The 25072-nt window shown below is 61.3% G+C and carries 29 protein-coding genes; 16 read left to right on the top strand and 13 right to left on the bottom strand.

Translation table 11 applies throughout. The features are described from left to right. Positions 1–33 precede the first annotated feature (33 nt). From V1273_RS13155 to V1273_RS13145, 3 genes are all read right to left on the bottom strand, one after another. Positions 34–501 (bottom strand): c-type cytochrome, methanol metabolism-related, encoded by a 468-nt coding sequence (locus V1273_RS13155; protein WP_334369244.1) that lies wholly within the window; start codon positions 499–501, stop codon positions 34–36. Positions 502–614: 113 nt separating this feature from the next. Continuing rightward, positions 615–1922 carry a PQQ-dependent dehydrogenase, methanol/ethanol family gene (locus V1273_RS13150; RefSeq protein WP_334409850.1) on the bottom strand — a complete coding sequence of 436 codons (1308 nt, stop codon included), beginning with the start codon at positions 1920–1922 and terminating at the stop codon, positions 615–617. After that, positions 1804–2475, bottom strand: a complete 672-nt coding sequence (locus tag V1273_RS13145; protein WP_334409848.1) for an outer membrane protein assembly factor BamB family protein — start codon at positions 2473–2475, stop codon at positions 1804–1806. Before V1273_RS13145 ends, V1273_RS13150 begins: the two co-directional genes overlap by 119 nt. Positions 2476–2830: 355 nt before the next feature. On the opposite strand from V1273_RS13145, the gene V1273_RS13140 reads away from it, so the two are divergent. Next, on the top strand, positions 2831–3799 hold the full coding sequence (locus V1273_RS13140; protein ID WP_057847777.1) for a helix-turn-helix domain-containing protein: 969 nt from the start codon (positions 2831–2833) through the stop codon (positions 3797–3799). 74 nt (positions 3800–3873) lie between these two features. Here V1273_RS13140 and V1273_RS13135 read toward each other — a convergent pair whose 3' ends face one another. Then, the gene (locus V1273_RS13135) at positions 3874–6321 is read right to left on the bottom strand and encodes a TonB-dependent receptor (protein WP_334409847.1); all 2448 of its coding nucleotides are present in this window, start codon (positions 6319–6321) and stop codon (positions 3874–3876) included. A gap of 162 nt (positions 6322–6483) precedes the next feature. Continuing rightward, positions 6484–7833: a histidine kinase gene (locus V1273_RS13130; protein ID WP_334409846.1), complete on the bottom strand. Its 1350-nt coding sequence runs from the start codon at positions 7831–7833 to the stop codon at positions 6484–6486. A gap of 184 nt (positions 7834–8017) precedes the next feature. On the opposite strand from V1273_RS13130, the gene V1273_RS13125 reads away from it, so the two are divergent. The 7 genes from V1273_RS13125 (at position 8018) to V1273_RS13095 (ending at position 14070) form a co-directional block, all read left to right on the top strand. Further along, on the top strand, positions 8018–8674 hold the full coding sequence (locus tag V1273_RS13125; protein ID WP_334382830.1) for a response regulator transcription factor: 657 nt from the start codon (positions 8018–8020) through the stop codon (positions 8672–8674). Further along, positions 8671–9516 carry an S-formylglutathione hydrolase gene (gene fghA / locus V1273_RS13120; RefSeq protein ID WP_334368067.1) on the top strand — a complete coding sequence of 282 codons (846 nt, stop codon included), beginning with the start codon at positions 8671–8673 and terminating at the stop codon, positions 9514–9516. Before V1273_RS13125 ends, fghA begins: the two co-directional genes overlap by 4 nt. A 112-nt stretch (positions 9517–9628) precedes the next feature. Further along, a complete protein-coding gene (locus tag V1273_RS13115; protein WP_334409845.1) occupies positions 9629–10810 on the top strand; it encodes an ABC transporter substrate-binding protein in 1182 nt (393 codons plus the stop codon). After that, positions 10795–11799, top strand: a complete 1005-nt coding sequence (locus V1273_RS13110) for a YVTN family beta-propeller repeat protein (RefSeq protein ID WP_442894086.1) — start codon at positions 10795–10797, stop codon at positions 11797–11799. Before V1273_RS13115 ends, V1273_RS13110 begins: the two co-directional genes overlap by 16 nt. Positions 11800–11867: 68 nt before the next feature. Further along, positions 11868–12617 carry an ABC transporter ATP-binding protein gene (locus V1273_RS13105; protein ID WP_334369242.1) on the top strand — a complete coding sequence of 250 codons (750 nt, stop codon included), beginning with the start codon at positions 11868–11870 and terminating at the stop codon, positions 12615–12617. Then, entirely contained in the window at positions 12614–13462 is an 849-nt protein-coding gene (locus V1273_RS13100; protein ID WP_028350832.1) for an ABC transporter permease, read from the top strand. The genes V1273_RS13105 and V1273_RS13100 overlap by 4 nt, the downstream gene beginning before the upstream one ends. Then, on the top strand, positions 13459–14070 hold the full coding sequence (locus V1273_RS13095) for a hypothetical protein (RefSeq protein ID WP_442894085.1): 612 nt from the start codon (positions 13459–13461) through the stop codon (positions 14068–14070). The genes V1273_RS13100 and V1273_RS13095 overlap by 4 nt, the downstream gene beginning before the upstream one ends. A gap of 3 nt (positions 14071–14073) precedes the next feature. Here V1273_RS13095 and V1273_RS13090 read toward each other — a convergent pair whose 3' ends face one another. Beyond that, positions 14074–14649 carry a PQQ-dependent catabolism-associated CXXCW motif protein gene (locus V1273_RS13090; RefSeq protein WP_334409844.1) on the bottom strand — a complete coding sequence of 192 codons (576 nt, stop codon included), beginning with the start codon at positions 14647–14649 and terminating at the stop codon, positions 14074–14076. Next, entirely contained in the window at positions 14646–15488 is an 843-nt protein-coding gene (locus tag V1273_RS13085; protein WP_442894152.1) for a substrate-binding domain-containing protein, read from the bottom strand. The genes V1273_RS13090 and V1273_RS13085 overlap by 4 nt, the downstream gene beginning before the upstream one ends. Positions 15489–15769: 281 nt before the next feature. Here V1273_RS13085 and V1273_RS13080 point away from each other — a divergent pair, with 281 nt between their 5' ends. Beyond that, positions 15770–16696, top strand: coding sequence for a quinoprotein relay system zinc metallohydrolase 2 (locus V1273_RS13080; protein ID WP_334368063.1), 927 nt, complete (start codon positions 15770–15772; stop codon positions 16694–16696). Between the two features lie 56 nt (positions 16697–16752). Then, a complete protein-coding gene (locus tag V1273_RS13075) occupies positions 16753–17571 on the top strand; it encodes a quinoprotein dehydrogenase-associated SoxYZ-like carrier (protein ID WP_334369239.1) in 819 nt (272 codons plus the stop codon). Positions 17572–17734: 163 nt separating this feature from the next. Here V1273_RS13075 and V1273_RS13070 read toward each other — a convergent pair whose 3' ends face one another. Continuing rightward, the gene (locus tag V1273_RS13070; protein WP_334368062.1) at positions 17735–18094 is read right to left on the bottom strand and encodes a hypothetical protein; all 360 of its coding nucleotides are present in this window, start codon (positions 18092–18094) and stop codon (positions 17735–17737) included. 86 nt (positions 18095–18180) lie between these two features. Between V1273_RS13070 and V1273_RS13065 the strand changes: the two genes are divergently transcribed. The 5 genes from V1273_RS13065 to V1273_RS13045 are packed head-to-tail and all read left to right on the top strand — an operon-like array spanning position 18181 to position 21834. Further along, the gene (locus V1273_RS13065) at positions 18181–19155 is read left to right on the top strand and encodes an ABC transporter substrate-binding protein (RefSeq protein ID WP_334368061.1); all 975 of its coding nucleotides are present in this window, start codon (positions 18181–18183) and stop codon (positions 19153–19155) included. A gap of 1 nt (position 19156) precedes the next feature. Next, positions 19157–19894 carry an ABC transporter permease gene (locus V1273_RS13060; RefSeq protein ID WP_334368060.1) on the top strand — a complete coding sequence of 246 codons (738 nt, stop codon included), beginning with the start codon at positions 19157–19159 and terminating at the stop codon, positions 19892–19894. Next, a complete protein-coding gene (locus V1273_RS13055) occupies positions 19884–20612 on the top strand; it encodes an ABC transporter ATP-binding protein (protein ID WP_334368059.1) in 729 nt (242 codons plus the stop codon). Before V1273_RS13060 ends, V1273_RS13055 begins: the two co-directional genes overlap by 11 nt. Before the next feature lie 48 nt (positions 20613–20660). Further along, the gene (locus V1273_RS13050; RefSeq protein WP_334368058.1) at positions 20661–21455 is read left to right on the top strand and encodes a pentapeptide repeat-containing protein; all 795 of its coding nucleotides are present in this window, start codon (positions 20661–20663) and stop codon (positions 21453–21455) included. 34 nt (positions 21456–21489) lie between these two features. After that, on the top strand, positions 21490–21834 hold the full coding sequence (locus V1273_RS13045) for a hypothetical protein (RefSeq protein WP_028350821.1): 345 nt from the start codon (positions 21490–21492) through the stop codon (positions 21832–21834). Between the two features lie 18 nt (positions 21835–21852). On the opposite strand, the gene V1273_RS13040 is transcribed toward V1273_RS13045, so the two are convergent. From V1273_RS13040 to V1273_RS13025, 4 genes are all read right to left on the bottom strand, one after another. Beyond that, complete coding sequence (locus V1273_RS13040) at positions 21853–22089, bottom strand: hypothetical protein (protein ID WP_334368057.1); 237 nt, start codon at positions 22087–22089, stop codon at positions 21853–21855. A 122-nt stretch (positions 22090–22211) separates the two neighbouring features. Continuing rightward, positions 22212–23072: a hypothetical protein gene (locus V1273_RS13035; protein WP_334368056.1), complete on the bottom strand. Its 861-nt coding sequence runs from the start codon at positions 23070–23072 to the stop codon at positions 22212–22214. A 267-nt stretch (positions 23073–23339) separates the two neighbouring features. After that, positions 23340–23420, bottom strand: coding sequence for a pyrroloquinoline quinone precursor peptide PqqA (gene pqqA, locus V1273_RS13030; RefSeq protein WP_035728097.1), 81 nt, complete (start codon positions 23418–23420; stop codon positions 23340–23342). A 293-nt stretch (positions 23421–23713) separates the two neighbouring features. Further along, positions 23714–24040, bottom strand: coding sequence for a hypothetical protein (locus tag V1273_RS13025; RefSeq protein ID WP_334368055.1), 327 nt, complete (start codon positions 24038–24040; stop codon positions 23714–23716). A 135-nt stretch (positions 24041–24175) separates the two neighbouring features. On the opposite strand from V1273_RS13025, the gene V1273_RS13020 reads away from it, so the two are divergent. Continuing rightward, the gene (locus V1273_RS13020; RefSeq protein WP_334368054.1) at positions 24176–24439 is read left to right on the top strand and encodes a hypothetical protein; all 264 of its coding nucleotides are present in this window, start codon (positions 24176–24178) and stop codon (positions 24437–24439) included. Between the two features lie 21 nt (positions 24440–24460). On the opposite strand, the gene V1273_RS13015 is transcribed toward V1273_RS13020, so the two are convergent. Continuing rightward, a complete protein-coding gene (locus V1273_RS13015; RefSeq protein ID WP_334368053.1) occupies positions 24461–25072 on the bottom strand; it encodes a pyridoxamine 5'-phosphate oxidase family protein in 612 nt (203 codons plus the stop codon).

Raw genomic sequence — 25072 nt, 5'->3', positions numbered from 1 at the left:
TACCAGGACGTGAACCTCGCATGTTCGGCATGATCACTTGCTTCCCATGCAGGACTTTTCTGTCTCGGTGTACGCGTCGGGCTTGTCTTCCTTCTTGGCGGGACGAACGCGCCCGACGGCATCATGGGCGCGGGCGCGCAGATACACATAAAAGTCGTCCATGTAGCAGGCGACATTGGGGTTGTCGCCGAGGGCTGGCATGACGGAGTTGCCGTTCTTGCGGCCGCTCGCGACGACCCCGACAAAGTCGCCGTAGCTCATCGTCTTCAGCGAATCCTTTAGCGCCGGCGCGTAGGTCGACCCCATCCCGTCAGGGCCATGGCAGACATGGCATTCCGAATGATAGCGACGAAATCCCGAATAAGTGTACCAATCGACGGTACCGTCGGCTCCGACATTGAAGGTAGGACTGCCTTCCTTGTCGAGATACTTTCCGTCCTCGGACTTGACGGCCTTCGGATCGACCGCGTCATCGGCTAGAACGAGCTTTCCGGAGGCCATCAAAACGAGAGTGGCCGCCAACAACCAGATTATACGCAAGAGATTGTCCTCAATATTCGATGGCAGACGAACCGACGCGTGGCACGAGCCACGCGTCGGAACGAAGTTAGCACTTACTGCGGCAGCGCGAACACCGTGAGCGTGCCGCCGAGCGCGGTGTAGTTGGCCAGCGCGGCGTAGCCACCGACTGCGCCGAGGCCTTCAGTTGGCTCGGTCAGACCTGCGGCAAGGCCGATACCCGCCCAGCCGCCAACACCGGACAGCACTGCAACATACTGCCTGCCGCCCTGCTCATAGGTGTTGATGTTACCGATGATACCGGACGGGGTCTTGAACTTGTAGAGCTCCTTGCCCGTCTTGGCATCGACCGCCTTGAGGTAACCTTCGAGCGTTCCGTAGAACACCACGCCGCCAGCGGTAGCGAGCGCACCTGACCACACCGAGAACGGCTCCTTGTTCGACCACACGATCTTGCCGGTCTTGTTGTCCCAGGCGATGAAGTTGCCCATATGGCTTTCGCCTTGGGGCGGATACATCGAGAGCGTTGCCCCAACATAGGGCTGACCCGCGGTGTAGCTCACCTTGAACGGCTCATAGTCCATACAGACGTGGTTGGTCGGAACATAGAACAGTTGCGTATCGGGCGAATAGGCTGCCGGCTGTTGGTCCTTGGTGCCGAGCGCGGCCGGGCAGATACCCTTGGTGTTCTTGTCCTCGCCACCCTTCTCCGTCGAATACTGATCGACGACCTTGGGACGACCATAAGTCGGCGAGCTCTTGTTCATGTCGACGCCGGTGGTCCAGTTCACTTTGGGATCGTACTTCTCGGCTACCAGAAGTTCGCCGGTGGCACGGTCCATCGTGTAAGCCAAACCGTTGCGATCGAAATGGGTCAGCAGCTTGCGCTCCTGGCCGTTGACGTTCTGGTCGCTGAGAATCATTTCGTTGACGCCGTCATAGTCCCACTCGTCATGGGGCGTCATCTGATAGACCCAGCGCGCAACGCCAGTATCTGCATTGCGGGCGAAAACGGTCATCGACCATTTGTTGTCACCCGGACGCTGCTTCGGGTTCCAGGTCGAGGGGTTGCCCGAACCGTAATAGACGAGGTTCAGACTTGGATCATAGGACATCCAGCCCCATGTGCAGCCGCCGCCGATCTTCCACTGATCGCCCTGCCAGGTCTTGATGCTCGAGTCCTTGCCGACCGGCTTGCCGTGCTCGGTGGTCTTCTCATCGAACATGATCTGATCGTCCGGCCCCTCAGAGAAGGCGCGCCATACCTGCTTGCCGCTCTTGAGGTCATAGGCCGTGACGTGACACTGCACGCCAAACTCGCCGCCTGAAATGCCGATCAGAACCTTGTCCTTGACGACCAGCGGCGAGGAGGGTACCGGTAGCGCCTTTACCCGGATCTCCATTCTTGACGCTCCAAGCGACCTGCCCGGTCTTGGCATCGAGGGCGACCAAGGTGGTGTCGGCCTGATGCAGGAAGATCTTGCCGTCGCCATAGGCCACGCCGCGATTCACCGTGTCGCAGCACATCACCGGAATGACGTTCGGATCCTGCTTCGGCTCGTACTTCCAGACGATCTTGTTGTCCTGCGAAAGGTCAAGAGCATAGACCTTGTTCGGGAACGGCGTATGGACGTACATCATGTTGCCGATGATGAGCGGGCCGCCTTCGTGGCCGCGCAGCACGCCGGTCGAGAAGGTCCAGGCGACCTGAAGCTTGCCGACGTTGGATGCGTTGATCTGGTTAAGCTTCGAGTAACGTGTGTTGGCGTAGTCGCCGGCCGGCTGCACCCAGTCCTTTGGGTTCTGCGACATCTTGATCAGTTCTTCGTTGGCGTATGCGACGCCGACAACGAATGTCGCCATAGCGCCAAGACAGGCTGCGGATAGCACCTTGCGCATAGTGTTTCCTCCAGGATACGAGTTTTGGGTTTCCGCCGAAACGGCCCATTCTTCCATTATTGGTCCCTATTCCTATCCCGCCCGGAGATGGGAAACTTGCCCAAGAGCGAAGCGGGTTTGCTCAATAGCGAAACCCAACTGAATTTTTTAATTTCGCGCTGGACGCGCTGTTTCGGCTCTCGTGATGCTGCGAAGCATGATGCCGTGGGCGTGTTCCCATGGCCTTCCCTGCGCGACTCTCGGTCTAGGTTTCCCTTGACGCCGCCGAAACTAAGTTGGAGGATTGTCAAAGGGATATTGGGAAGAATCTGCGCGCTTCCTGACGACTGCCTAAATTGGGGCCAAATGTCGCGACCATCTGACCGACGCCTCGGCGGAGGTAGCAGTCTGTTCTCAAATCGGTGGCTGGGCAATGCCTGATACAGTTCGTTCACTCAGCACTTCCGGGTTGGCGCCGAAGAAGCAGATCCAAACTTGGTCAGACGCACTGACCGATCTATGCGGCCAGTTTGATGTCGATCCGCTGGAAGGTTCCTCGCTGGAGGGACGGATAAATTACACGACCGTCTCGCAGCTCAAACTCTGTCAGATCGAGGCGAGCCAGCATCGTATCGCGCATACGATCTCGGGCACAAAGCTGAGCGAACATCCCTACGTCAAGATACTGTTCCAGACCTACGGCATCTCGCATTTCGAACAGAACGGCCGCCGCATCGACATCATGCCCGGCGATTGTCTTGCCTATGACGTCTCCTGTCCGCACACGATCGTGAGCCCCTCATTGACCCGGCACGAGGTTGTGATTGTCCCGAAGGAGCTGCTCCACGAGCGCGGCTTCCGCACGGCGAAGATGTTGCCTTGCAAGCTCTCCGCGCGAAACGGCACCGGCCGCATCGCCTATGACTTCGTGCACACCGCGTTTGATGAAGCAAAGCGACTGTCGCCTCACAACGCCATCGGCGTCGCCGATTCGCTCATCGATCTCTTGCTGTTACCGCTGCGCGAGGCCGACACGATGTTCGATCGCGTCGGTCCCGAAGCGATGTACATTCGCGCGCAAGCCTTCATCCGCGAACATTTGCGCGACCCGGATCTTTGCATCGACCAGATCTCCGCGGCATTGGGCTGCACCAAGCGCTATCTGCACATGCTGTTCAGCGACAAGGGCATGACCGTCAGCGATTACATCTGGCGGGCGAGACTGCTGCACTGCCGGCAGGAGCTGGAGACCCAACACGGCAAGACGATCACCGATGTCGCATTTTCGTGGGGCTTTTCGAGTTCGTCGCACTTCAGCCGTGTGTTCCGGAAGCATTTTGGCTTCGTTCCGTCCGCGATCCACAAGGCGCACTGCGTCGATCCGTCGCCGGATGTTTCCTGACGAGAACATCCCGGTGGCGCGGCAAGCTGAACAGCCGCGCATCTTCGCTGAGCCGCCTTTGCGCCTCCCGCTCTCTAGAAGGTTGCCTTCAGGCCCGCGTAAAAGGCGCGCGGCCGGGCCGGACTGACCGAGCGGGCGTCGGTAAAGTCCTGGCCGCCGTTGGTGAAATTGGGCACATCACCGGTCTCGAAGAACGTCCCGTAAACCGCATAGCGGTGGTCCAAGATGTTGTCGACGCGGGCATAGAGCTGGAACGTCTTGTTGATCTGATACGAGGCGTGCACGTTGAAAACGGAATACCCTGGCAGCCGGGCTGCCTGGTTGGATTCATCGCCGACAAAATACTGGCTGCCGACGAACAATGCATCGCCACCGACCTTGAAGGCGTCCGTGACCGAATAGTCGATGCCAACCTTGACCCGGTTGCGTGGTATCGCCGGAATGCGATTGCCCGGCAGAACCTGGATATTCCCGTCGGCATCGGCGAACGGGCTGTGGGAGTTGAGCGTCAGGGGATCGAGGAAGCGCGCATCCACGAGGGCATAACTGGCATAAAGTTGCAGCGTCTTCGACGTCAGATTGACCTGAGCCTCGATACCTTGGCGCCGCGTGCTCCCCACGTTCTGGAAATAGCCAAATCCCTGCAAGTCCGGGCTCGGAATCGCCAGGATGTCATCGGCATTGGTGGCGCGGAACGCGCCGACTTTCCACCCGAGTGTTCCGATATTCAGCTCCTTCGTTCCGCGGAAACCTGCCTCTATGGTGCGGGAGACGACCTGTTTCAGCGGCGGGTCCGCGATCAGGAATGCCGCAGCGATACAGGGGCGCGAAGGGTCGGCGCATGCGAGCTCCAAGGGCGTCGGCGCGCGATTAGCTTCGGAATATCCAGCATAGGCCGTCAAGCCCGGCGTGATCTTGTAGGTGCCGCCAATCATCGGATTGAAGCGACTGAACGTGTGATTGCCGTTGAGGTCAGTGCCGATCAGATCCTGAAGGACGATGTTTGCATAGTTGAACCGGCCGCCGCCCGAGACAGAGAACGCGTCCGTCACGTCGAATGTGTCGAGCGCATAGAGGCCGGTGTACCGGTTGGTGGCGCGGAGCGAGACCGGGCCGATGGATACAGGCTCGCCAGACCGCCCGAGAAATATGCCGCTGCCGCTGACGACGTAGTTCGAGCCGATCGTGCCCAGTTCCGCGCTGGCCCCGAAGCGGGTAACGCCGGAGTCGAAACTGGCGCCAACCATGAACTGGTTGTTATGTTCGAACAACTGGTCGGTGTTGGTTGCCTGCAGCGTTGCGCCAGTCGTCGTCGAACGGGTCGTTGTACGGTCGATCTGGCCCAGTACCGAGTCAGCGGGGAATGGATTTGCAAGCTGGACTCCGTTGAGGCCGTTCGCCGGCGCTCCCGGCGTGGTGTTGTCCTCGTTGAAGCAAAGCAGCATTGGATCGGCGTCACACGGCGCCGTCTCGGTCGGGTTTCCGTCCACCGTCTTCTGCCGGAATGCCCGGACGCGCGCCGAGCCTTCGATCGTCCAGGTCGGCGTCACCTCGACCTTTCCGGTCAGATTGGCGTAGGCAACGCGGTTGTCGGTAGTCTGCGGCGTCGTATAGGTCGCCCCCCAATATCTCTGGAGCAGCTCAACTGGAACAGCCGCCGCCGCGCCGAAATTGTTCTTGGCGACGCCCACGTTGAGGTGAAACTCACTGCCGTCGGTCCGATAACCGACATCGCCGTAAAACCGGCGAATCGCCGACTCCGAAAAATTGCGATAGCCATTGTCACGCACGCCCTCGAGCGCGCCATAGACGGAAAAATTGTCGATCTGCTTGCCATACTGTGCCGAGCTCTGGATCCGTCCGAAAGATCCGCCCATCGTATTGATTTCAGCGCCTTGATAATTGAAGCCATCCTTCATCAATACGTTGACAGCTCCGCCGAGCGCGTTGAGGCCGAACGCGGGGTTGTTGGTTACGACGGTGACCGACCTGATCGCAGCGGTCGGGATCAAGTCCCAATTGACGGTGTCGCCGAACGCTTCATTGATGCGCATCCCGTTCTGGTACACCGCAAGCCCCTGAGGCGTACCGGAGACCGGAGATGCAACGAAACCTCGAAATTGTACGTCGGGCATAAACGGATTTCCGGTCGAATCGCTGAGGACGATGCCCGGCACCCGTTGCTGTAATGCATCCGCGATGTTCAGCGAGTCAGTACGCGCGATTTGCCCGGCGCCTACGGCGTTGATCGCTGCCGGTACCTTATCGACATCCATTCCCGATCGCGCCGTCGGCGTAGGCGCGGTCGGGTAAACATAGACCCTGCGCACATTTCGGGTGGCTCGAGGTGCGGTACTGCCGCGGGCTGGTCTAGCCGCTGGTCTGGCTGATGTCGGCGGGGCGACTACCTCGATGGCGGGCAAGACCTCACTCTCGCCAGATGCGGTTTGGGCCTCGGCACGGTCGATCCCGGGAACCAGGCACAGTGAGATTGTCCCGATCACCAGTACGCGTACCCCCATATCCCCACCCCACTTACATTCCGGCGCATTGGCGATGCCGGCTCGATGCGGACGATACTAGTGAGAAGACATCGACACGCGCTAGCCGCAAAAGGTCGGGCTTCCCAAATGTCCTCCTTCCCGAAGAAACCGGGAAAAATTCCCGCCCATCGCTTCGCCGCCTCAGTGCGATCCGTGGGGAACGACCGCCTCTACCGTGAGGCCTCCGTTGCCGGAGACGACATTCAGCGTACCGCCCAGCGCCAGTATTCTCTCGCGCATGCCGATCAAGCCGAAACCGAGTTTGTGATCCGGCGCCAAACCGCGGCCGTTGTCGCTGACGCGCACCAAGGCGCAGGCGCGATTTCCCTGCATTCCTGCAGCGTGTTCCACCGTGACGCTGACGGCGGTCGCCTCAGCGTGGCGGAAGGCATTCGTCAATGCTTCCTGGACGATGCGGTAAACCGTCAAGTCCGCGACTTCTCCGGTCTCGCCTGGAGCGCAGGCGATGTTCGCGTCGATGGTTACGTCGGGACGGGATTCACGCCACAAACGCAAGAGCACGCCGAGCGCCTCGCGCAATCCAAGCTCTGCAAGCCCAACGGGCTTCAGCTTTTCCAGTACCCTGCGGTTGAACTGCTGGAGCGCGTTGATCTGCTCCATGATTGCGGTGCCATGCTTGCGTAACGCATCCGCGCTCGGCGCGCGCCCATCCTCCGCTAGCCGCATCAGGGCGCCGGCGTGGGCACGCAGCGTAAAGAGATAGGGCCCAAACTCGTCATGCAGCTCGCGCGCAATCTCCTTGCGTTCCATATCCTGCAGCGAGACCGTGCGCTCGGCGAGCCGCCGCTTGTCCTCGACAGCTTCGCCAAGGGCGCCCGCGAGGTGGTTCAGCTTGGCACAGATCGCCGCCAGTTCGGGCGTGCCGCCGGGCTCGACGCGTGATCCATAGTGCCCGGCCTCGATGTTTGCCATGGTCTGCGAAAGCGCCTGCAGCGGCGCCAGCGCGCGGCCAACCACGACTATCGTAACCAGAAAGAGCGCGATGGCGAGCGCGGAACTAACCGCCAGCTGGGTGACGATTCCGTCCCAGATTTCGGCCATTTCGTCGTTTGGATGCGAGGTGATCAGGAGCGACTGCGGCTTTCCGTGGATCGTGATCGGTACGCTTACGGTGGTCGTTTCCGGATGCACGAGCGCGATGAACCATGCCGGCGGCGATCGTTCGTCGCCGCCATCGCCCGAGCGCTCGGCCACGGTCGCATCGCCTTGCCGTGTGATACTGACGTGACGGAGCCTGCTGAGGTCGTGGACGATCTGGTTCAGCCGCGCCTCCGGATCTGCCGCCTCGTTCAGGCCGGGAACGATCGTCTCCACGAATTCGCGTGCCAGCCGGATGACGCTTTGATCTTCGGCCCGGACACGGGGCGCCGCTTCGACCACCAGCCGCGCGATATTGATCGCCAGGCCAAGCGTGAGCCCCAGCGCCAGCAGCAAATTGATCCGCCCGCGCAACGATAATTTTTGCCACATGAGGTTTGCCCCAATCGCGTCGCAATCCGTTCCCCGTCGAGAGGACCGTTGACAGTCGAAAAACCGACGATCAGATTGAAGCGTACAGCAATCGTGTCGGCGTTGCATGACCGGGCTCGCCGATGTCGATGCAGCTTGACGCGATGCAGCAACGCAATCGAAGCAGCTATCGGGGATCGATGCCATGCGAGTACTGATCGTCGACGATCATCCCATCGTTGCTTCGGGCTGCCGCACCGTGTTTGCCGACGAACCGGAGGTCGTGCTGCTGGAGGCCGCCGACGCGGAGAGCGGCGAACGCGTATTCGTCGCCGAACGTCCCGACATCTGCGTGATCGATATCAACCTTCCGACCGTCTCTGGGTTTGAACTGGCGCGGCGCATTCTTGCGCGAACTGCGTCGGCACGAATCATCATGTTCAGCATGAACGACGATCCTGTCTTCGCCGCGCGCGCCATCGAGATCGGCGCCAAAGGCTATGTCGCGAAAACGGGCGATCCGCAGGATCTGGTCGAGGCCATCCGTGAAGTCGGCAAGGGCGGGGTCTACCTGCCCTTCGCAATCGCGCGGAGCATCGCATTCGCCGGACCGGCTTTCGCTCGCAGTCCGCTTGCAAAACTCACCTCGCGGGAGATGGAGATCCTGCGCCTGCTCAGCGCGGGCAAGAGTCTTTCCGAGATCGCTTGGCTGGTTCATTCCTCGTACAAAACCGTTGCCAACACATCCTCGATCATGCGCCAAAAGCTCGGCGTGCGAACTTCCGCCGAACTGGTGCGGCTGGCAATCGAAAGTGGCATTGGCGTAAGCCTGCCGCACAGCGCCGGAGTAGCAAGGCCATGAGCATGCAGACGGTTTCACTGAACAAGGCATATGGCGGAACGCAAGGCGTCTACCGGCACGCCAGCCGCGAAACCCGGACCGACATGACGTTCTCGGTGTATGTGCCTCCGCACGCCGCGGGCACCAGGCTGCCGGTCGTCTGGTATCTCTCAGGCCTGACCTGCACCCATGCCAACGTGACGGAAAAGGGCGAATTCCGCAGCGCCTGCGCCGAACTCGGCCTGATCTTCGTTGCGCCCGACACCAGCCCGCGCGGCGAAGGCGTGCCGGGCGATCCAGCCAATGCCTACGATTTCGGGCTTGGCGCCGGCTTCTATGTCGATGCGACGCAGGAGCCGTTCGCCCGCAATTACCGCATGTGGAGCTATGTCACGGAGGAACTGCCCAAACTGGTCGCCGAAAGCTTTCCTGTCGACGCAAGCCGGCAATCCATTCTTGGCCATTCCATGGGCGGCCACGGCGCACTGACGATCGCCCTGCGCCATCCCGGCCGCTACCGCGCTGCCAGTGCCTTTGCGCCGATTGTCGCTCCCTCACAGGTGCCATGGGGCATCAAGGCGCTCGGCGGTTATCTCGGTAGCGACCGGCAAGCATGGCGCAAGCACGATGCGGTAGCCCTGATCGAGGACGGCGCCAGATTACCCGATCTGCTGGTCGACTATGGCGATGCCGATCAGTTTCTGACCGAACAGCTCCGCCCGGAGCTGCTGCAAGGCACCTGCGAGAGAGCCAAAATCCCCCTCACCTTGCGCCGACAGCCTGGCTACGACCACAGCTACTACTTCATCTCCACATTCATGGCCGATCATCTGCGTTGGCACGCCGCACGCCTGAAGGGCTGAAACGACACGTAGTCGGCGCAACAGAATTGAGTTGCAAGCCTAGACAATTCGGTCATGGTTCAAAGCCAAAGGTCTTCCATACCAAGTCGAGAAGACCTGTCAGGGAGAAGCCATGATCCGATGCTTGGTCGCTGCGATCGGCTTGAGCATTGCAGCTACCTCGGTGCTCGCGGCCGACCCTATCGAGATCGGCGTCGGCTATCTTGGCCGCGCCGGCATCAAGGCGAAATTGTCCCTCGTCGAACTGCCGGCGGAGAATGATGGGCTTGCCGGTGCACGCCTCGCCATCGAGGACAACAACACCACGGGCAAGTTCCTCAATCAGCGCTTCACGCTGGAAGAGGTCCGACTCAAGGACGATGAAGACGTCGCGAAGGCGGCGGCGGTGCTTGCCGAGCGCACCGGCTTCATCATTGCCGACCTTCCGGCAGACGACTTGCTGAAGGCCGCCAACGCGCTTCGCGAACGTGGGACGTTGCTGTTGAATGCCGGAGCAATCGACGACCGCCTGCGCGAGCAGGATTGCCGCGCCAACGTGATCCATGTCGCGCCGACGCGCTCGATGCTTGCGGATGCGCTCGCGCAATATCTGGTGTGGAAGCAATGGAAGCGCTGGTTGCTCGTGGTCGGCTCGCATGATCAGGACAAGCTCTACGCCGACGCACTGCGGCGCGCGGCCACGCGCTTTGGCGCCAAGATCGTTCAGGAGCGAACCTTTGACGATACCGGCGGCGCGCGCCGCACAGACAGTGGCGTCACCCTGATCCAGCGGCAAATTCCGGTATTCACCCAGCAAGCACCGGCCTATGACGTCCTCGTGGCAGCCGACGAAAGCGAGGTGTTCGCGTCCTACCTACCCTACCGCACCTGGGATCCGCGCCCGGTTGCCGGCTCGGCGGGCCTCGTTCCGACCAGCTGGCACGCCGCGCAGGATCAGTGGGGCGCGATCCAGATTCAGAACCGGTTCGCCAAACTGAACTCGCGACAGATGACCGCATTGGACATGCAGGCCTGGACGGCAGCACGCATGGTCGGTGAAGCTGCGTCGCGCACCAAGTCCGGCGACCCAAAGGTGGTGTCGGATTTTCTTAGAGGGAAAGACTTTTCCGTTGCAGCGTTCAAAGGCCGGCGGTTGACGCTGCGGGACTGGAATTTGCAGCTTCGCCAGCCGATCCTTTTGGTCGATGGACGCATGGTGGTCTCGGTTTCTCCGCAGGAGGGATTCCTGCATCAGGTGTCGGAGCTCGACACGCTTGGCGTCGATCGGCCGGAAACCAAATGCAAGCTGAATTGAAGGAGGATGGATTGCATATGTGGCGTCATTGCCTGTTTTTTGGGGTGGCTGCCTGGCTCGCGGCGGCGACGCCTGCATCGGCCTTCATCGCCTATGTGTCCAACGAGAAGAGCAACACCGTATCGGTGATCGATACGAACAGTTGGACCGTCACCAAGACCATCAAGGTCGGCCAGCGGCCACGCGGCATCGAGTTCACCAGGGACGGCAAGTTTGTGTTCGTCGCGGTCGGCGACGATGACAGCATTCAGGTCATCGACGTTGCGAAGCAGGAAGTCGTCGATTCCCTGCCCTCCGGCCCGGACCCCGAGCTGTTCGCCTTGGATGCCGATGGCAAGATTCTCTATGTCGCCAATGAGAACGACAATACGGTGACCATCATCGACGTCGAGAAGCGCGCCCGTCTCGGCGAGATCCAGGTCGGCGTAGAACCGGAGGGCATGGCGATCAGCCCGGACGGCAAAATCCTGATCAATACGTCCGAGACGACCAACATGGCGCATTTCATCGACACCACGACGCGCGAGATCGTCGCCAACGTTCTGGTCGATGCGCGCCCGCGCTTCGCGGAGTTCAAACGTGACAATTCCGAGGTGTGGGTATCGTCGGAGATCGGTGGTACCATTTCGGTGATCGACCCGGCCAAGCGGGAGGTGACGAAAAAGATTTCGTTCGAAATTCCCGGCCTGCGAAGCGAAGCCATCCAGCCGGTCGGCATCGGCATGACCAAGGACGGCAAGACCGCTTTCGTCGCACTCGGCCCGGCCAATCGCGTCGCCGTCGTCGACGCCGTTAGCCACAAGGTCACCAAATATCTGCTGGTAGGTCAGCGTGTCTGGCACCTCGCATTCACGCCCGACGAGAAATATCTACTGACCACCAATGGCGTATCGAACGACGTCTCGGTGATCGATGTCGCAGCCCAAAAGGTCATCAAGACGATCCAGGTCGGCGAACTGCCCTGGGGTATGACGATTGCACAACCATGACGGCCACTGACGCCTTTTCCGCCGGTCAGAGCACGCAAGGCTTCCCTCCCCGGCCCGATGCCGTGGAGATGCCTGCGCTGTCGATCGAAGGCGTCAGCCATGCCTATGGCACCCGGCGCGCGCTGATCGAGATCGGCTTTTCCGTCGCGCCGGCAAGTTTCACCGCGTTGCTCGGCCTGAACGGCGCCGGCAAGAGCACCCTGTTCTCGCTGATCACGCGGCTGTTCGGAATCCAGCACGGACGTATCGGGATTTTCGGCCATGACGTCGCGCAGACACCCGGCGAAGCCTTGCGGCTGCTCGGCGTGGTGTTTCAGCCCCGCACGCTCGATCTCGACCTCTCGGTGACGCAGAATCTGCTTTATCACGCCGCCTTGCACGGCATCGGCAGGCGCGATGCCCGCGCGCGCAGCGGTGAGGTGCTGGCGCGCATCGGCCTTGCCGACCGCGCCGGCAGCAAGGTGCGCGATCTCTCCGGCGGCCAGATGCGACGATTGGAAATCGCGCGGGCGCTGCTGCATCGCCCGCGCCTGCTCCTGCTCGACGAGGCAACCGTCGGCCTCGACGTCAAGGCGCGCGCCGACATCCTCAATCACGTTCGGCAGCTCGTTGCCGAACAGGGAATAAGCGTGCTTTGGGCGACACATCTGTTCGACGAGATCGGTTCGAACGACGATCTCGTCGTGCTGCATCAGGGCCGCGTATTGGCCCAGGGCAAAGTGGCGCGGGTCATCGCCGATGCGGGCGGCAGCGATATCAACACGGCGTTCATGCGGCTGACCGGCTCCACCGCTCAGAGCGGGAGTTCAACGTCATGACATCGGCAGCCATGACGCCAATCCAGCGCGGCTTCTCGGCGGCCGAATATCTGATCTGCCTGAACGGCATCGTGTGGCGCGAGGCGCTTCGCTTCCTGCACCAGCGCGAACGCTTCATCTCCGCGCTCGTGCGCCCCCTGGTGTGGCTGTTCATCTTCGCCGCCGGCTTCCGTCAGGTGCTCGGCCTCTCCATCATCCCCCCATATGAGACCTACATTCTTTACGAGGTCTATATCGCGCCCGGGCTGATGGCGATGATCCAGCTCTTCAACGGCATGCAGTCCTCGCTTTCCATGGTTTACGACCGCGAAATGGGCAATATGCGGACCTTGCTGGTGAGCCCGCTGCCGCGATGGTTCCTCCTGTCCTGCAAGCTTCTGGCGGGAACCGCGGTCTCGCTGCTTCAGGTCTATGCCTTCCTGCTGATCGCCTGGTTCTGGGATATCGCAGCGCCCCCGACCGGCTATCTTACGGTGCTGCCGGCGCTGGTCCTCTCAGGCCTGATGCTCGGCGCGTTGGGCATGCTGATCTCGTCCGGCATCAAACAGCTCGAGAACTTTGCGGGCGTGATGAACTTTGTCATCTTTCCGATGTTCTTTGCTTCCTCGGCGCTCTATCCGCTGTGGCGCATCCTGGAGAGCAGCCCGATGCTCTACTATGTCTGCCTGTTCAATCCGTTCACGCATGCCGTGGAGCTGATTCGTTTTGCGCTGTATGGGCAAATGAACTGGATCGCACTCGCGGTGGTCGGAGGCTGCACGATCGCCTTCATGATCGGCGCCATCCTCGCGTACGATCCATCGCGCGGCCTGATCCGCCGCGGCCCGGCCGGAGGCGAGACATGAAATACCGGATCGCGATCGCCATGCTCCTCGCCATTACGGCCATGAGCGGACACGGCCATGCCGCCGATCCGCGCTATCCGGACTGGCCGTGCACGCAGGCCAAGGTGCCCGAGATATCCGTCGCCGCGGTGTGGGCAGGTCCGCCGCTCGACGACGTCTCCGGCAAGTGGAAGGACGATGCCAAGGTCAGCGCGCTGGTCGCGAAGCTCGCGGCAAGGCGGACCCCGCTCGAGGAGGCACAAAAGGCAATCACGGAATATCTGAACGGTGCAGCCGACAAGACCGCAAGCGGGAAACTGCTGTTTGCCGGCCTGTTCGAATCCCTCAATGCCCAACGCTCCCAGGTTATGAACGGCTTGGAGCGCGTCACCCGCAAACAGCGCGAAGCGGCAGATAAGATCCGCGCCGACACGCTGGCCTTGCAGGCGCTGCAGGGCGAAACGCCGCCCGACCAGGCGAAGATCGACGAGCTCGGCAATCAGCTCGTCTGGCAAACGCGCATCTTCGAAGACCGGCGGAACGTCATCAAATTCGTCTGCGAGGTCCCGACGGCGATCGACCAGCGGCTGTTCGCCCTCGGGCGGACGATTCAGCAGGAGATCGAGTAGTCGCTAACGCGGCGATGCGATCTCCTCGCCTGTCCGCGGCTCCGGTTGCGACTCCACCAGCGCCAGACCGGCCCGTTCCCAGCCATCGGTCCCGTCAGGGTACCACGCCACGTTGGAATAGCCGTAAGTGAGGATGCGCTTGGCCGCGTTCCAGGACATCCAGCAATCGGCAACGCAGTAGACCACCACCAGCGCGGCATTGTTGCCTGCCGTCGCGCGGACAAGCCCGCGCTGCAGATAGTCTTCCGTTACGGCTGCGAGCCTTCCGTAGCCGGTGTCCGGCAGCCACACGCTGCCGGGAATGTTGAGCCGCGGCTTGTCGCGCCAGATGGTGCCTTCGGGAAGATTTTGCGGCTTCGGCGCGCGAGGCATGACGTCGATGAATGCGCCGGCCTTGGCGCGCCAGATCGCCTCGGCCTCTGCGGTGGTCAGCACACGCACACCGGCAAGGGTCGCGGGAACCGGCGCACGGTAGTCTCCCATGCGATACCCGTCGGGCTCGGGAGGCCTCTCCTGCGCGAAGGTCGAGACGATGAATGGGAATGTCGCAAGGATCAGGCCTGCGAGCGCTGCTCTCATGGCGTTTTGGTTGCCGTCTCCGCGCCGATCGGCCGGTCATTCTCGTCGAGCAAGGGAACGCCGAAGTCCAGCAGTATCTTGTTGACGGCCGGCTGGTTTTCCTGGATCAGGCGATTGAGCTGCCGCTTCCAGTTCTGGTCGGCGGCACGCACTCCCATGCCGATACGGTACGCCAATCGAGGGCCTGACTTTTCCTTCACGAGGGGCGTGACATGGAGCGGCGGGTCCGCCCTCTTCGCATAGAAGCCCGCCATCGGCCCCCAGAGAATGCCGGCGTCGATCTTACCGGACTTTAGGTCGGCTATCATGGCCTCCGCTGACGAATCCAAACGGGTATCGACCATCAACTGATACGGTCTGGCATTCGCCATCAGGCCGTTGACCGCCATATTCGTGGCAGGCGGTGTTCCGGCCACGATGCCGATATGCTTGCCCTTGAGACGCTCGTCTTCCAGCGTGGTCACTTCGTCGAGGCCGCTGCCCTTCTTGGCGACCAGCGCGTAGGCGGTGCGGTAATAGGGATTGGTGCCCTGGACCAGGTCATCTCCCTGTGGGAAGCCCATGATGACATCGCAACGATGGGCGCCAAGCGTCATCCGGACGAAGCCCGTCGCCTGCGGGAAGTACATATAATCCAGCTTTTTGTTCAGCTTCTCGGCGAACAGTTCGGCGAGCTTGTTCTCGAATCCCTCGCCCTTGTCGTTGGAAAACGGCAAATTGTGCGGGTCGGCGCAGACGCGCAGCACCTTGGGATCGACGAGCTCAATCGACAGATCGCCGCCTTCTTTGATCTGCGCGCGCGCAACATCAGCATCGCGCCCGAAGAAAACCGCGAGCATCACCAAGGTTGAGATCGCCAGCCAGCGCTTCTGTCTGGCGCATGTCATGGAAAGCTGCTGCACTTCCGGCTCGCTATTGTTGCCAACTCGCAAAAGATATCGGCAACCTCGACGAACAGAGTTCCGTTGAAGCCGCAGACAAGCAAAATGCTATGCTTGTCAATTGGGGCGCGCAACAGGAATAATCCTGGCGAAATCGCCGCCCGTGCTGCGACGCAAACGCAGCCGCAATGAAACGTTGAATTACCGGCTGCGCTTGGTGGAGAGACGAAGGCCGAATTATGGCTCAGCCCGCATGGATCCTTGCCGCGCTCGCGATGAGCGCGACAATCACCGCTTCTTTCGCGCAGGAACAGGAGCTGCCCGTCAACTCCATTGCGGATGGCGTATTCGTACACAACGGCCAAACCGCGCAGATGACGCGCGAGAACGCTGGCGCGATCGCCAATGTCGGGTTCATCGTTGGCCAGGATGCCGTCGCGGTGATAGATACGGGCGGCAGCCTTCGCGAGGGACGGCAATTGCTGGCGGCCATTCGCGCCCGGACAGACAAGCCGATCCGCTACGTCATCAATACGCACGGCCACCCCGACCACATCTTCGGCAACGGCGCTTTCGTGCAGGACGGAACAACGTTTGTCGGCCACGCGAACCTGCCGCGCGCGCTGGCGGCGCGCGGTCAATTCTATCTCGACGCATTTCGCCGCACGATGGGTGATCAATTGATCGACGAAATACGCATCGTGCCGCCGACGCTGCTCGTCAGCGGCACGCTCCAGCTCAATCTCGGCGGACGAATCCTCACCGTACGGGCGTGGCCTGCCGCGCACAGCGATTGCGATCTCACGGTGCTGGATGAAAAGACCGGCACCCTGTTCGCGGGCGACCTCGTGTTTCTCACCCACACGCCTGTGCTGGACGGCAGCATCCGCGGCTGGCTGTCCGTCATCGGTGAGCTCGGCGCCTTGCCTGCGGAGCGCGTGGTTCCCGGTCACGGTCCCGTGAGCGGATGGCCGGCCGCCCTCGCCGACCAGCGTCGTTATCTCGAAACGCTGGCCTCGGATATACGCGGGCTCATCACCCGCGGCGAACCGATAGGGGCAGCAGCGGGTACTGCAGCAAGCTCCGAGCGATCCCGGTGGGAATTGTTCGACGACTTCAACGCCCGCAACGCAACTGCAGCATTCTCCGAAATTGAATGGGAATAGCATGCGCATTGCCCTATATTGCGTGCGTTGCTTCCATCCGCGCGAAGGTCGTGACCATGTCCGGATATCTGTTCCGCCTCTTCGGCGTCGTTGGTTTGCTACTCTGCGGCGCACCGATGGCGCTCGCGGCAGAGGCAAATGATCTCTGGCCCGGACTGGTGCAGGACATCTTCAACAATCGTCCGATGAACGATGGCAGCGACGTGATCGGCATCGAAATGCCGTCGCGTGCCGAGGATGCCGCAATCGTCCCGGTCACTTTGCGAACGAAGCTTTCGCCCGGCGATAGCCGGCAGGTGCTGAGCATTACGCTGGTCATCGACCAGAATCCCGCGCCGATGGCGGCGAAGTTCCAGCTTGGACCGGACGCCAACGTCTCGGAAATCTCCACCCGCGTCCGCGTCAACAATTACACCGATGTCCATGCGGTGGCCGAACTCAGCGACGGCAAACTTTACATGACTAAAACCTATGTGAAGGCCTCCGGCGGCTGTTCGGCGCCTGCGGCCAAGAACGCCGACGAAGCCAAGGCCAGGCTGGGCCAGATGCGCTATCGGCAGTTCGCAAAGGCCGGCGAAGGGCCGGCCGGTGGCGCGCGCGAAGCCCAGATCATGATCGGCCATCCCAGCAATTCCGGCCTGCAGATGGACCAGGTCACGCACCTCTATGTCCCGGCCTTCTTCATCAATGAACTGCGGCTCTGGCAGGACGACAGCCTGGTGTTGACGATGGAAGGCGGCATTTCCATTTCAGAAGACCCCAATATCAGGTTCACCTACGTCTCCAATGGTGCGAAACGTTTCCGCGCCGAGGCAAAGGACACCGAGGGGCACGTCTTCCAGCGCGAATGGAAGGTAGATAATTCAGGGACTTGATACCGACCATCAGGCGTCAGCCGTTTCTCTCGTGCCCCGGACGCAGCGCAACACGGAGTGATGCGCTGCAGAGCGGGGCCCATGTCACCAGCGCGCACCGCGTCCGGGACACGGATGCCACTCTGCCCCTGGACGCGTCTTCGAAGCGGCGGCCGCTTCGCATTCAGAAGCAACGGACCTCCGCTTCGGCCTGGGCTCGCCTAAGCTCGTTGAGTGCGCTTGCCGCCTGCTCCGACGTGCGGAACGGGCCGCCCAGATCGCTCCGGACCTGCGACATACTGAGCACGGTTTCGGCCGTGACATAGCGCTCGTAGGGCAAGAGTGAAGCCACGACGTCGACCGAACAGGAACATTGCTCGATCGCCTGCCGCGTCTCGCCATTTGCCTTCAGGCACCCGAAAACATATTCGACGCGCGCCGATGTCGGATAATCATTGATGTCCTGAGCGTGCGCGACCACCGCAATCGTCATCAGCGCTGTCAACGTGGCGACAATACGTCGTACCCATCCGACAAGCGTCATCGTCTTCCTCCCGCTGTTAACCGTGGAAGCTATGCTATGACTGGCGCGCTGAAAAGCAGACGTTCAAGGATACGGCTCAAGGCGCCATGACGCATTTTGTTCGCACGCTGCTCGCTACGATTGTCTTGGTCTCGCTCGGCACGTGCTGCGGCGCCGAGGCCTTACGCGTTGCGGTACAGAAGACCGGAACATTCGCCTGGGAACTTGCAGTGATCCGCGCGCACGGCCTCGACAAGCAGGCCAACCTTTCGGTCCAGGTTCTCGAACTGGCGAGCCCCGAGGCGGGCAAGATTGCGCTTCGCGCCGGGAATGCCGACATTGTGGTCACCGACTGGCTTTGGGTGTCGCGCGAACGCGGGCTTGGCGCCAAGCTGACATTCTATCCCTATTCGAGCGCGCTCGGCGCCGTGATGGTCCCTGCCTCATCCCCGATCGAGACCTTGGCCGATCTCAAAGGCCGAAAGCTCGCCGTCGCGGGCGGGCCGATCGACAAGAATTGGCTGCTGCTTTTGGCATGGTTGAAACAGGGCGGCATCGACCTGAAGTCCGACGCAACAATCGCTTACGGCGCACCGCCGCTATTGGCAGCCAAGACGCTCAGCGGCGAAATGGATGCGACCGTGAACTACTGGAATTTCTGTGCGGCACTGGAAGCAAAAGGCTTCCGCCGCATCGCCGGCATCGAGGACCTGCTGCCGAAACTGGGCGCCAAAGGCCGCACTGCGATGCTCGGCTACGTCTTCGACGAAACATGGGCGAACACAAACCAGGACAAAATTGCCCGCTTCATCGCCATGACCCGCGCGGCGAAGGAGATTCTGTCGACCTCGGATGCCGAGTGGGAGAAAATCGCGCCACTGACCGGCGCTCCCGACGCCGCAACGTTGCGCGCCTATCGTAATCGCTATCGAGAGGGAATTCCGCGTCGCCCGATCGCCGACGAGGAAGCCGACGCACGCGTTCTCTACCGCGTGCTGGCTGAAATAGGCGGTCGTGAACTTGTCGGGCCAGCGCCTGAACTGGATGCCGGAACATTCTATCACGCGATCCCGGGAGATTGAGGTGGCTCGCCTGCTGTCATTCGCCGTGTTCGTCGCAATCTGGTGGATCGCTTCGCTGTTTGCCGGTGACGCGAAGCTGCCACCTCCGCCCACCGTGCTCACGGCCATGATCGCGGAAGCCAGGTCGGGCAACCTGTTCTTCCATCTCGGCGCGACATTAGCGCGCGTTGCGCTCGCCTTCACGCTGGCGATGGCGCTGGGCGCAGCCATTGGATACCTGATGGGCCGGGTGCGGCTTGCCGATCGGCTTGGAGACCCCTGGCTGATCCTGCTGCTCAATCTGCCGGCGCTTGTGGTCATCGTGCTCGCCTACATCTGGGCCGGATTGACTGAAGTCGCTGCAATTGCGGCAATCGCCATCAACAAGCTCCCGACCGCCATCGTTACGCTGCGCGAGGGAGCACGTGCCCTCGACGCGGCGCTGGACGAAATGGCGACGGTGTTCGCGTTGCCCCACTGGAGCAGGTTTCGACACGTCATTTTGCCGCAACTGGCGCCCTACATCGCAGCCGCCGCCCGATCAGGACTTTCCCTGGTCTGGAAGATCGTACTTGTTGCGGAATTGCTTGGACGTCCAAACGGTGTTGGTTTCGAGATCGGCGTGGCGTTCCAGCTATTCGACATTCCGCTGTTGCTTGCCTACTCGCTGAGCTTCGCCGCAGTCGTGCTCCTCATTGAAACCTTGTTGGTGCAGCCGTTCGAGGCCCGGTCATCCCGGTGGCGTCCCCGTGCGGCTTGAGGTCGAAATCACCAGCAAAACGTTCAAGAGCGCGGCGGGCGAACAGCACGACGTGATCGCGGGCGTCGCCTTTGCGCTTAATGCAGGAGAGGTTGGTGTATTGGTCGGCCCGTCCGGCTGCGGCAAGAGTACGATGCTTCGGATCCTCGCCGGTCTCGACCCCGACTTTCAAGGGCGCGTCTCTCGACCCGCCGGCGCGCGGATCGGCTTCGTGTTCCAAGAGCCGCGGCTGCTGCCGTGGCGGTCGGTCGAGGAGAATGTGCGACTTGCCGCGCCTCTTGCCGATGAACCGAAGCTTTCAGCACTCTTCGAAATTCTGGAGCTGAAGGCACATCGCAACCATTTTCCCGGCGAGTTATCGCTCGGCCTCGCGCGGCGCGTTGCGCTCGCCCGCGCGTTCGCTATTGAGCCGGAGTTGCTCATTCTCGACGAACCGCTAGCCTCGCTCGATGCCGCTCTTGCGAGCCGCCTGCGCGATGAGATCGCCATGTTGATGGACGGTCGCTCCGTGATAACGCTGCTGGTCACCCATGATGTAGACGACGCGGTTCGTCTCGGCGATCGCGTGATCCTGCTGTCGCCGCGCCCGGCCCGGGTTCTCGCGGACCTGCCTATCCGCACGCCGCGAAGCGCACGCGGAGAGGTCGAGATCGCCGCAATCAAATCGGAAATCATGCGGCGGATCGATGGCTGTCCCACCAAGCAGGATGGGTCATAGGCAGTGCCTTAGGCCGGTGCTAGGATGCGTGATCGGTTGGGGTTGACGATGAAACGCTCGATCGGAACTGCAGCACTCGGTCTTGCTCTTGTCGCGATGACGGCAACAGCCCAGGACATGATGCGTCATATTGACCTGTCGTCGCCCGATATGGTCTCGGCCGAATTGACCCGCGGAGAGGTCGAGGCCGCGCTCGCCGCAGCGACCATCGCCGCGCCCGCCGATTTCACCGGGAAGAGATTATCCGGCCTGGACCTGTCGGGACTCAACCTGTCCGGCGCAACTTTCCGCGCGGCCCGGCTCAACAAGACAAAGCTCGCCGGCGCCAGGCTCGACCGCGCAATCCTCGACCAGGCATGGCTGGTCGAAGCCGACCTGACCGGCGCAAGCCTCAGGAACGCAAATCTGTTCGCTTCGCAGATGGCTCGCGCCCGCCTCGACGGCGCCGACCTTTCGGGAGCACGCGTCGCTGCCGACCTCACCGGTGCGAGCCTCGTCGGCGCTTCGATCGCGGGCGCAAATCTCGGTGCCGACATGCGCAACCAATCGATGGGCCTGATGCGCGCGGTGCTGAAATCGGCCAATCTGGAACGCCTGAACGCGCGCGGCGCCGATCTGTCTCGCGTCGATCTCGAATTTGCGGTGCTGAAGAGCGGCGACCTCACCGGCGCTTCTCTCAAGAGTGCCCAACTGGGCGGAGCCGACCTGACCGGCATCACCGTCGTCGATACCGATTTCGAGGGTGCCGATCTCGATACGGCCCGGTTGATCGCCCCGATCGGTCTCGATCGGGCAAGAAACTTCGATAAAATCAAAAATCGAGACCGTCTGATCAGGCAATGACGGCTCCGGGCGCCCCGCGACGAAAGGATGACCGATGCGATGGATACTGGCTTTGGTGGCACTGCTGTCAACGAGCGCCAACGAGGTGGCCGCGCAGGGAAAAGGCATCCGGTTGTGGAATCTTACGACGGCGACCATTTCCGAGTTTCAGCTTTCCCCGCCCGGCAAGAACGACTGGGGTCCCAACCTCACCCTGAACGACAAGGACAAAGAAGTCGACCACGACGAACGCCTGCGCATCACGGGCGTGGAGCCGGGACGTTATGATGCCAAGGTCGGCTATCGCGGCTCAAAGCACTGCTTCGTTCGCGACGTCGAAATCAAGGCTGACGCCGTGTTTTCCATCGCCGACAAGGATTTAAAGGATTGTAACAAATAGCCGCCGCTGGACGACCATTCAGCCCGCCGACCACACGGCGTCGCTGGATGCCTTTCGATTGGTGCCTGGATATTCGCAGCGCCACTTGACCGCGGTCCATTTCGGGTGTTCGCCAATCCACTGCGCGATGTAGGGCTGCGCGTTCATGGCACATTGCTGCAACGAAGCATTTGAAGAAAAGACCAAATGGGTTTCCTCGCAAGTGGTGGGCGAGAGCACCGCACAAACGGTCACGACCAAATCTATTGGAGTCATATCTAATATCCCTTGCATTGTTCCCGAACAGATTAACGCAAAGAGCTACGGCAATAGGCGGCCCGAGGTTTCACTACCTCGTGAAAAAGCCGGAACTCGGGCCGCGCGCGCAGCCGCCAGCCCTAAAAATTGACGCCAAATACCAGCCGCGCCTGGTGACGTTCGAAATTGACGAGATCAAGACCGGCAGTCGACCCCACCGGACGCCCCCACGCTTGCAAGCTCCAGCTCGCGGTCAGCCGCGAACTTTTCGACAACTGGAAATATGCGGTCGGACCGACAAACAACGCCTGCCCTGCGAGTTTTTCCAGACTGATCCCCTCATATTTTCGCAGGTAACGCGCCTCTCCACCTAGCAAGAAACCGGGAAGCAACTGCGCCATGACGCCAAGCGCCGTGCCGGCGGTAGACTCCCGCTCCATCGCGCCACTGCCGATCAATCGTGTCCACTCTGGTTCGTAGATCAGGTTGAACGCTGCGACGACGCGGTTCGGTACGAGCTCGCGATCGAACGCCAGCCTGAATTCAGTCCCGAAACTCCGGACCGCTTCGGCGGTCGTCTCCTCGACACGATGCACGTGCGCTTCCGTCGCGAACGTAACTCCGAATGGTGCCGTTTCCCGATCGAGAAAGCGGTAGCGCAAATCGATCGACCCACCCTGCCATGACAGCCCGCGCTGGTCGTCAATGCCCGGCACGCCACTGATCAGATGCGACGCAAACGTGCTTCCCACCTCGATTCTAAAATTCCGGGCCGGCACAAACTCCAGTTCAAATTCCTGGCCGACCGCCCGGTAAGTACCCCCGTTCCTGCCGAAGCGCCCGGTCGTCTCGCTCTGAAACTCCCGTTCGCCGACATTGCCGACATCGGTCCCGATCATAAAGCCGAACAGATGCTCGGTGTCGATGCCCTCGGCATAGCCACAAGCCGGCAGCAGCGCAGCAAAGGACACGACCGCCGCCTGGAAGGTCCTTGCACGCATAGATGTTCGCATTCAGCGGGTCATGGGGTTGAACGGGTGATTCCCGGCAGTGCCGGCCGGGCATACCCTAGCATGATGCGGCAATCTTCCGCGAGCCATGGGAAGACACAGAACGCAGGTGGAGCAGTGGAGAAACTGGGATCAGCACCGTCGGCCGCGCTGGCTCACGCTTGGTGCAAGCAACGGGCGACTTCGCGGTAGTTGAACAGCCTGCCCGGCCCGCAGCAACATGCTGTTGCCGGAGCCGGGCAGACCGCTTCGACGCGCCTATTTACGCGCCGCGCAGGCGTACATGTTGATTTCCATGCCCACCGACACTTCGACGATCTTCGGAGTCTTCCAACTCATCAGGGTCCTCCCAAGCAGTGCTGGCACGACCTTCGTGCCGGGATGAAAACTAGGGTCACCGTGGACAGAGCGCAAGTACGGAAGGTCGAAGGTCGCACTATGCGCACCATCTCCGAAGGAAGAAGTTCGCTCTTGGGCAAGCCTACTTCCCTCTTGGACAAACCCTGCGGATGAGGGCGCCGCATCGACGCTTGCACCGCGAGGGTTCGTCCAATCACAGTTCGAACGACCTTCTATTATTCATCCGCGCTTGTCTGCTGAAGCAGTATGACGACCAGGGTCGATACGTATCTTCAGCAGTCCTTGTCAGCCTCTGTGACCTTGTCGGCCTTGGCACCTTCAGCCTGCTGTGCCGCCGTCGGTTCGCCTTGCATCTGCCGCTGCGTATCTTGTGAAGATGCAGCAGTGTCTCCCGCCGCTCGATTCATCTTATCGGTCGGCGGATGTTGATCGGTGCTGCCAGCCATACCCGTTGTCTGGCTGTCGCCCATCTTGGCCGGTCCGGAGCCAGCATCCTTCAGGTTGGCCGCGCGTCCCGTCTCGCAAGGACCAGCAAGTGCTGCGCCGGAGCTCAAGACCAGGATCGAGCAACCAGCAAGAATGAGCCGTTTCATTTTCATCTGTCTCTCCTTCCTTTTCTTGTGAAGCGCGCAACACGATGAGAGGCAACCGACCCGTTGTCCGCAGGTTCCGGGTGGCTACGTAAATATCGACATGTTTAATCTGACGCGTGGATTTCTGATGAGGACAATCCGATGGAACCGATTCACCGAGGGTTGATCAGTTTTCTTTTCGCGCTGTGCTTTGCATCGGGAGTGCTTGCGCAGGAAAGGCAGCCTGGCCAAACCACACCGAATGCGGAAACCGCCCTGCCGGCTGACGGGTCATCGCTGACCGGAAAAGAGCGCCTGGGAAAAAAGTGGATGGACGAGCAACGGATCGACAATTGCAACGTGCCCATCGACAGGCGCGGCAGCAAGCCGCGATCCATGACCTGCCCGCATGTGCCGGCAGGATGATCAGCGACGACCATCAGCGCATCACCACATGGTCTGCCGCGCGCGCTCCGGCCATTCCCGATCGTACTTCTCGCCACCGACGGTGTTGTCGCTCATCTCGGCAAGGATCTGGCCGGGCGTCGGCAAGCATCTAGGGTCGACGCGCTTGTCGGGATTCCAGAGATCGGAACGCACGATGGCGCGCGCGCATTGGAAGTAAACCTCTTCGACCGTCATGACGATGACGGTGCGCGGCGCCTTGCCCTCCATCTTGAACGACGCGAGCAGTTCCGGATCGGCGGAGACGTGTGCGCGACCGTTGATGCGCAGCGTGCTGCCCGAGCCCGGGATGAGAAACAACAGCGCCACCCGCGGATCGCGCACGATATTGCGCAGCGAATCGCAACGGTTGTTGCCGCGGCGATCCGGCATCATCAGCGTTTTCTCATCGTGGATGCGAACGAAGCCCGGCAGGTCGCCGCGCGGCGAGCAGTCCAGCCCCTCGGGTCCGCAGGTCGCGAGCGCTGCGAACGGCGATTTGTCCATCAACGCCCGATAGGCTGGCGTGATCCTGTCCGCGACCTTGACGGTCGAGGCATCGTTGGGAAAGCCGTAGATGGCCTCGAGCTGCTCGATGGTCGCGATAACAGTCAC

This window comes from Bradyrhizobium sp. AZCC 1721 (genome assembly GCF_036924715.1).
In the GTDB taxonomy this organism is placed as follows: domain Bacteria; phylum Pseudomonadota; class Alphaproteobacteria; order Rhizobiales; family Xanthobacteraceae; genus Bradyrhizobium.
The sequence above is the reverse complement of the archived record's forward strand: the minus strand, read 5'-3'. Positions and strand labels throughout refer to the sequence as shown.

What these genes read in the sequence shown, in the direction of transcription:
- V1273_RS13155 (WP_334369244.1), bottom strand. Translation starts at nt 501, where the DNA reads ATGGCCTCCGGAAAGCTCGTTCTAGCCGATGACGCGGTCGATCCGAAG.
- V1273_RS13150 (WP_334409850.1), bottom strand. Translation starts at nt 1,922, where the DNA reads ATGGAGATCCGGGTAAAGGCGCTACCGGTACCCTCCTCGCCGCTGGTC.
- V1273_RS13145 (WP_334409848.1), bottom strand. Translation starts at nt 2,475, where the DNA reads ATGGAAGAATGGGCCGTTTCGGCGGAAACCCAAAACTCGTATCCTGGA.
- V1273_RS13140 (WP_057847777.1), top strand. Translation starts at nt 2,831, where the DNA reads ATGCCTGATACAGTTCGTTCACTCAGCACTTCCGGGTTGGCGCCGAAG.
- V1273_RS13135 (WP_334409847.1), bottom strand. Translation starts at nt 6,321, where the DNA reads ATGGGGGTACGCGTACTGGTGATCGGGACAATCTCACTGTGCCTGGTT.
- V1273_RS13130 (WP_334409846.1), bottom strand. Translation starts at nt 7,833, where the DNA reads ATGTGGCAAAAATTATCGTTGCGCGGGCGGATCAATTTGCTGCTGGCG.
- V1273_RS13125 (WP_334382830.1), top strand. Translation starts at nt 8,018, where the DNA reads ATGCGAGTACTGATCGTCGACGATCATCCCATCGTTGCTTCGGGCTGC.
- fghA (WP_334368067.1), top strand. Translation starts at nt 8,671, where the DNA reads ATGAGCATGCAGACGGTTTCACTGAACAAGGCATATGGCGGAACGCAA.
- V1273_RS13115 (WP_334409845.1), top strand. Translation starts at nt 9,629, where the DNA reads ATGATCCGATGCTTGGTCGCTGCGATCGGCTTGAGCATTGCAGCTACC.
- V1273_RS13110 (WP_442894086.1), top strand. Translation starts at nt 10,795, where the DNA reads ATGCAAGCTGAATTGAAGGAGGATGGATTGCATATGTGGCGTCATTGC.
- V1273_RS13105 (WP_334369242.1), top strand. Translation starts at nt 11,868, where the DNA reads ATGCCTGCGCTGTCGATCGAAGGCGTCAGCCATGCCTATGGCACCCGG.
- V1273_RS13100 (WP_028350832.1), top strand. Translation starts at nt 12,614, where the DNA reads ATGACATCGGCAGCCATGACGCCAATCCAGCGCGGCTTCTCGGCGGCC.
- V1273_RS13095 (WP_442894085.1), top strand. Translation starts at nt 13,459, where the DNA reads ATGAAATACCGGATCGCGATCGCCATGCTCCTCGCCATTACGGCCATG.
- V1273_RS13090 (WP_334409844.1), bottom strand. Translation starts at nt 14,649, where the DNA reads ATGAGAGCAGCGCTCGCAGGCCTGATCCTTGCGACATTCCCATTCATC.
- V1273_RS13085 (WP_442894152.1), bottom strand. Translation starts at nt 15,488, where the DNA reads ATGCTCGCGGTTTTCTTCGGGCGCGATGCTGATGTTGCGCGCGCGCAG.
- V1273_RS13080 (WP_334368063.1), top strand. Translation starts at nt 15,770, where the DNA reads ATGGCTCAGCCCGCATGGATCCTTGCCGCGCTCGCGATGAGCGCGACA.
- V1273_RS13075 (WP_334369239.1), top strand. Translation starts at nt 16,753, where the DNA reads ATGTCCGGATATCTGTTCCGCCTCTTCGGCGTCGTTGGTTTGCTACTC.
- V1273_RS13070 (WP_334368062.1), bottom strand. Translation starts at nt 18,094, where the DNA reads ATGACGCTTGTCGGATGGGTACGACGTATTGTCGCCACGTTGACAGCG.
- V1273_RS13065 (WP_334368061.1), top strand. Translation starts at nt 18,181, where the DNA reads ATGACGCATTTTGTTCGCACGCTGCTCGCTACGATTGTCTTGGTCTCG.
- V1273_RS13050 (WP_334368058.1), top strand. Translation starts at nt 20,661, where the DNA reads ATGAAACGCTCGATCGGAACTGCAGCACTCGGTCTTGCTCTTGTCGCG.
- V1273_RS13045 (WP_028350821.1), top strand. Translation starts at nt 21,490, where the DNA reads ATGCGATGGATACTGGCTTTGGTGGCACTGCTGTCAACGAGCGCCAAC.
- V1273_RS13040 (WP_334368057.1), bottom strand. Translation starts at nt 22,089, where the DNA reads ATGACTCCAATAGATTTGGTCGTGACCGTTTGTGCGGTGCTCTCGCCC.
- V1273_RS13035 (WP_334368056.1), bottom strand. Translation starts at nt 23,072, where the DNA reads ATGCGTGCAAGGACCTTCCAGGCGGCGGTCGTGTCCTTTGCTGCGCTG.
- pqqA (WP_035728097.1), bottom strand. Translation starts at nt 23,420, where the DNA reads ATGAGTTGGAAGACTCCGAAGATCGTCGAAGTGTCGGTGGGCATGGAA.
- V1273_RS13025 (WP_334368055.1), bottom strand. Translation starts at nt 24,040, where the DNA reads ATGAAAATGAAACGGCTCATTCTTGCTGGTTGCTCGATCCTGGTCTTG.
- V1273_RS13020 (WP_334368054.1), top strand. Translation starts at nt 24,176, where the DNA reads ATGGAACCGATTCACCGAGGGTTGATCAGTTTTCTTTTCGCGCTGTGC.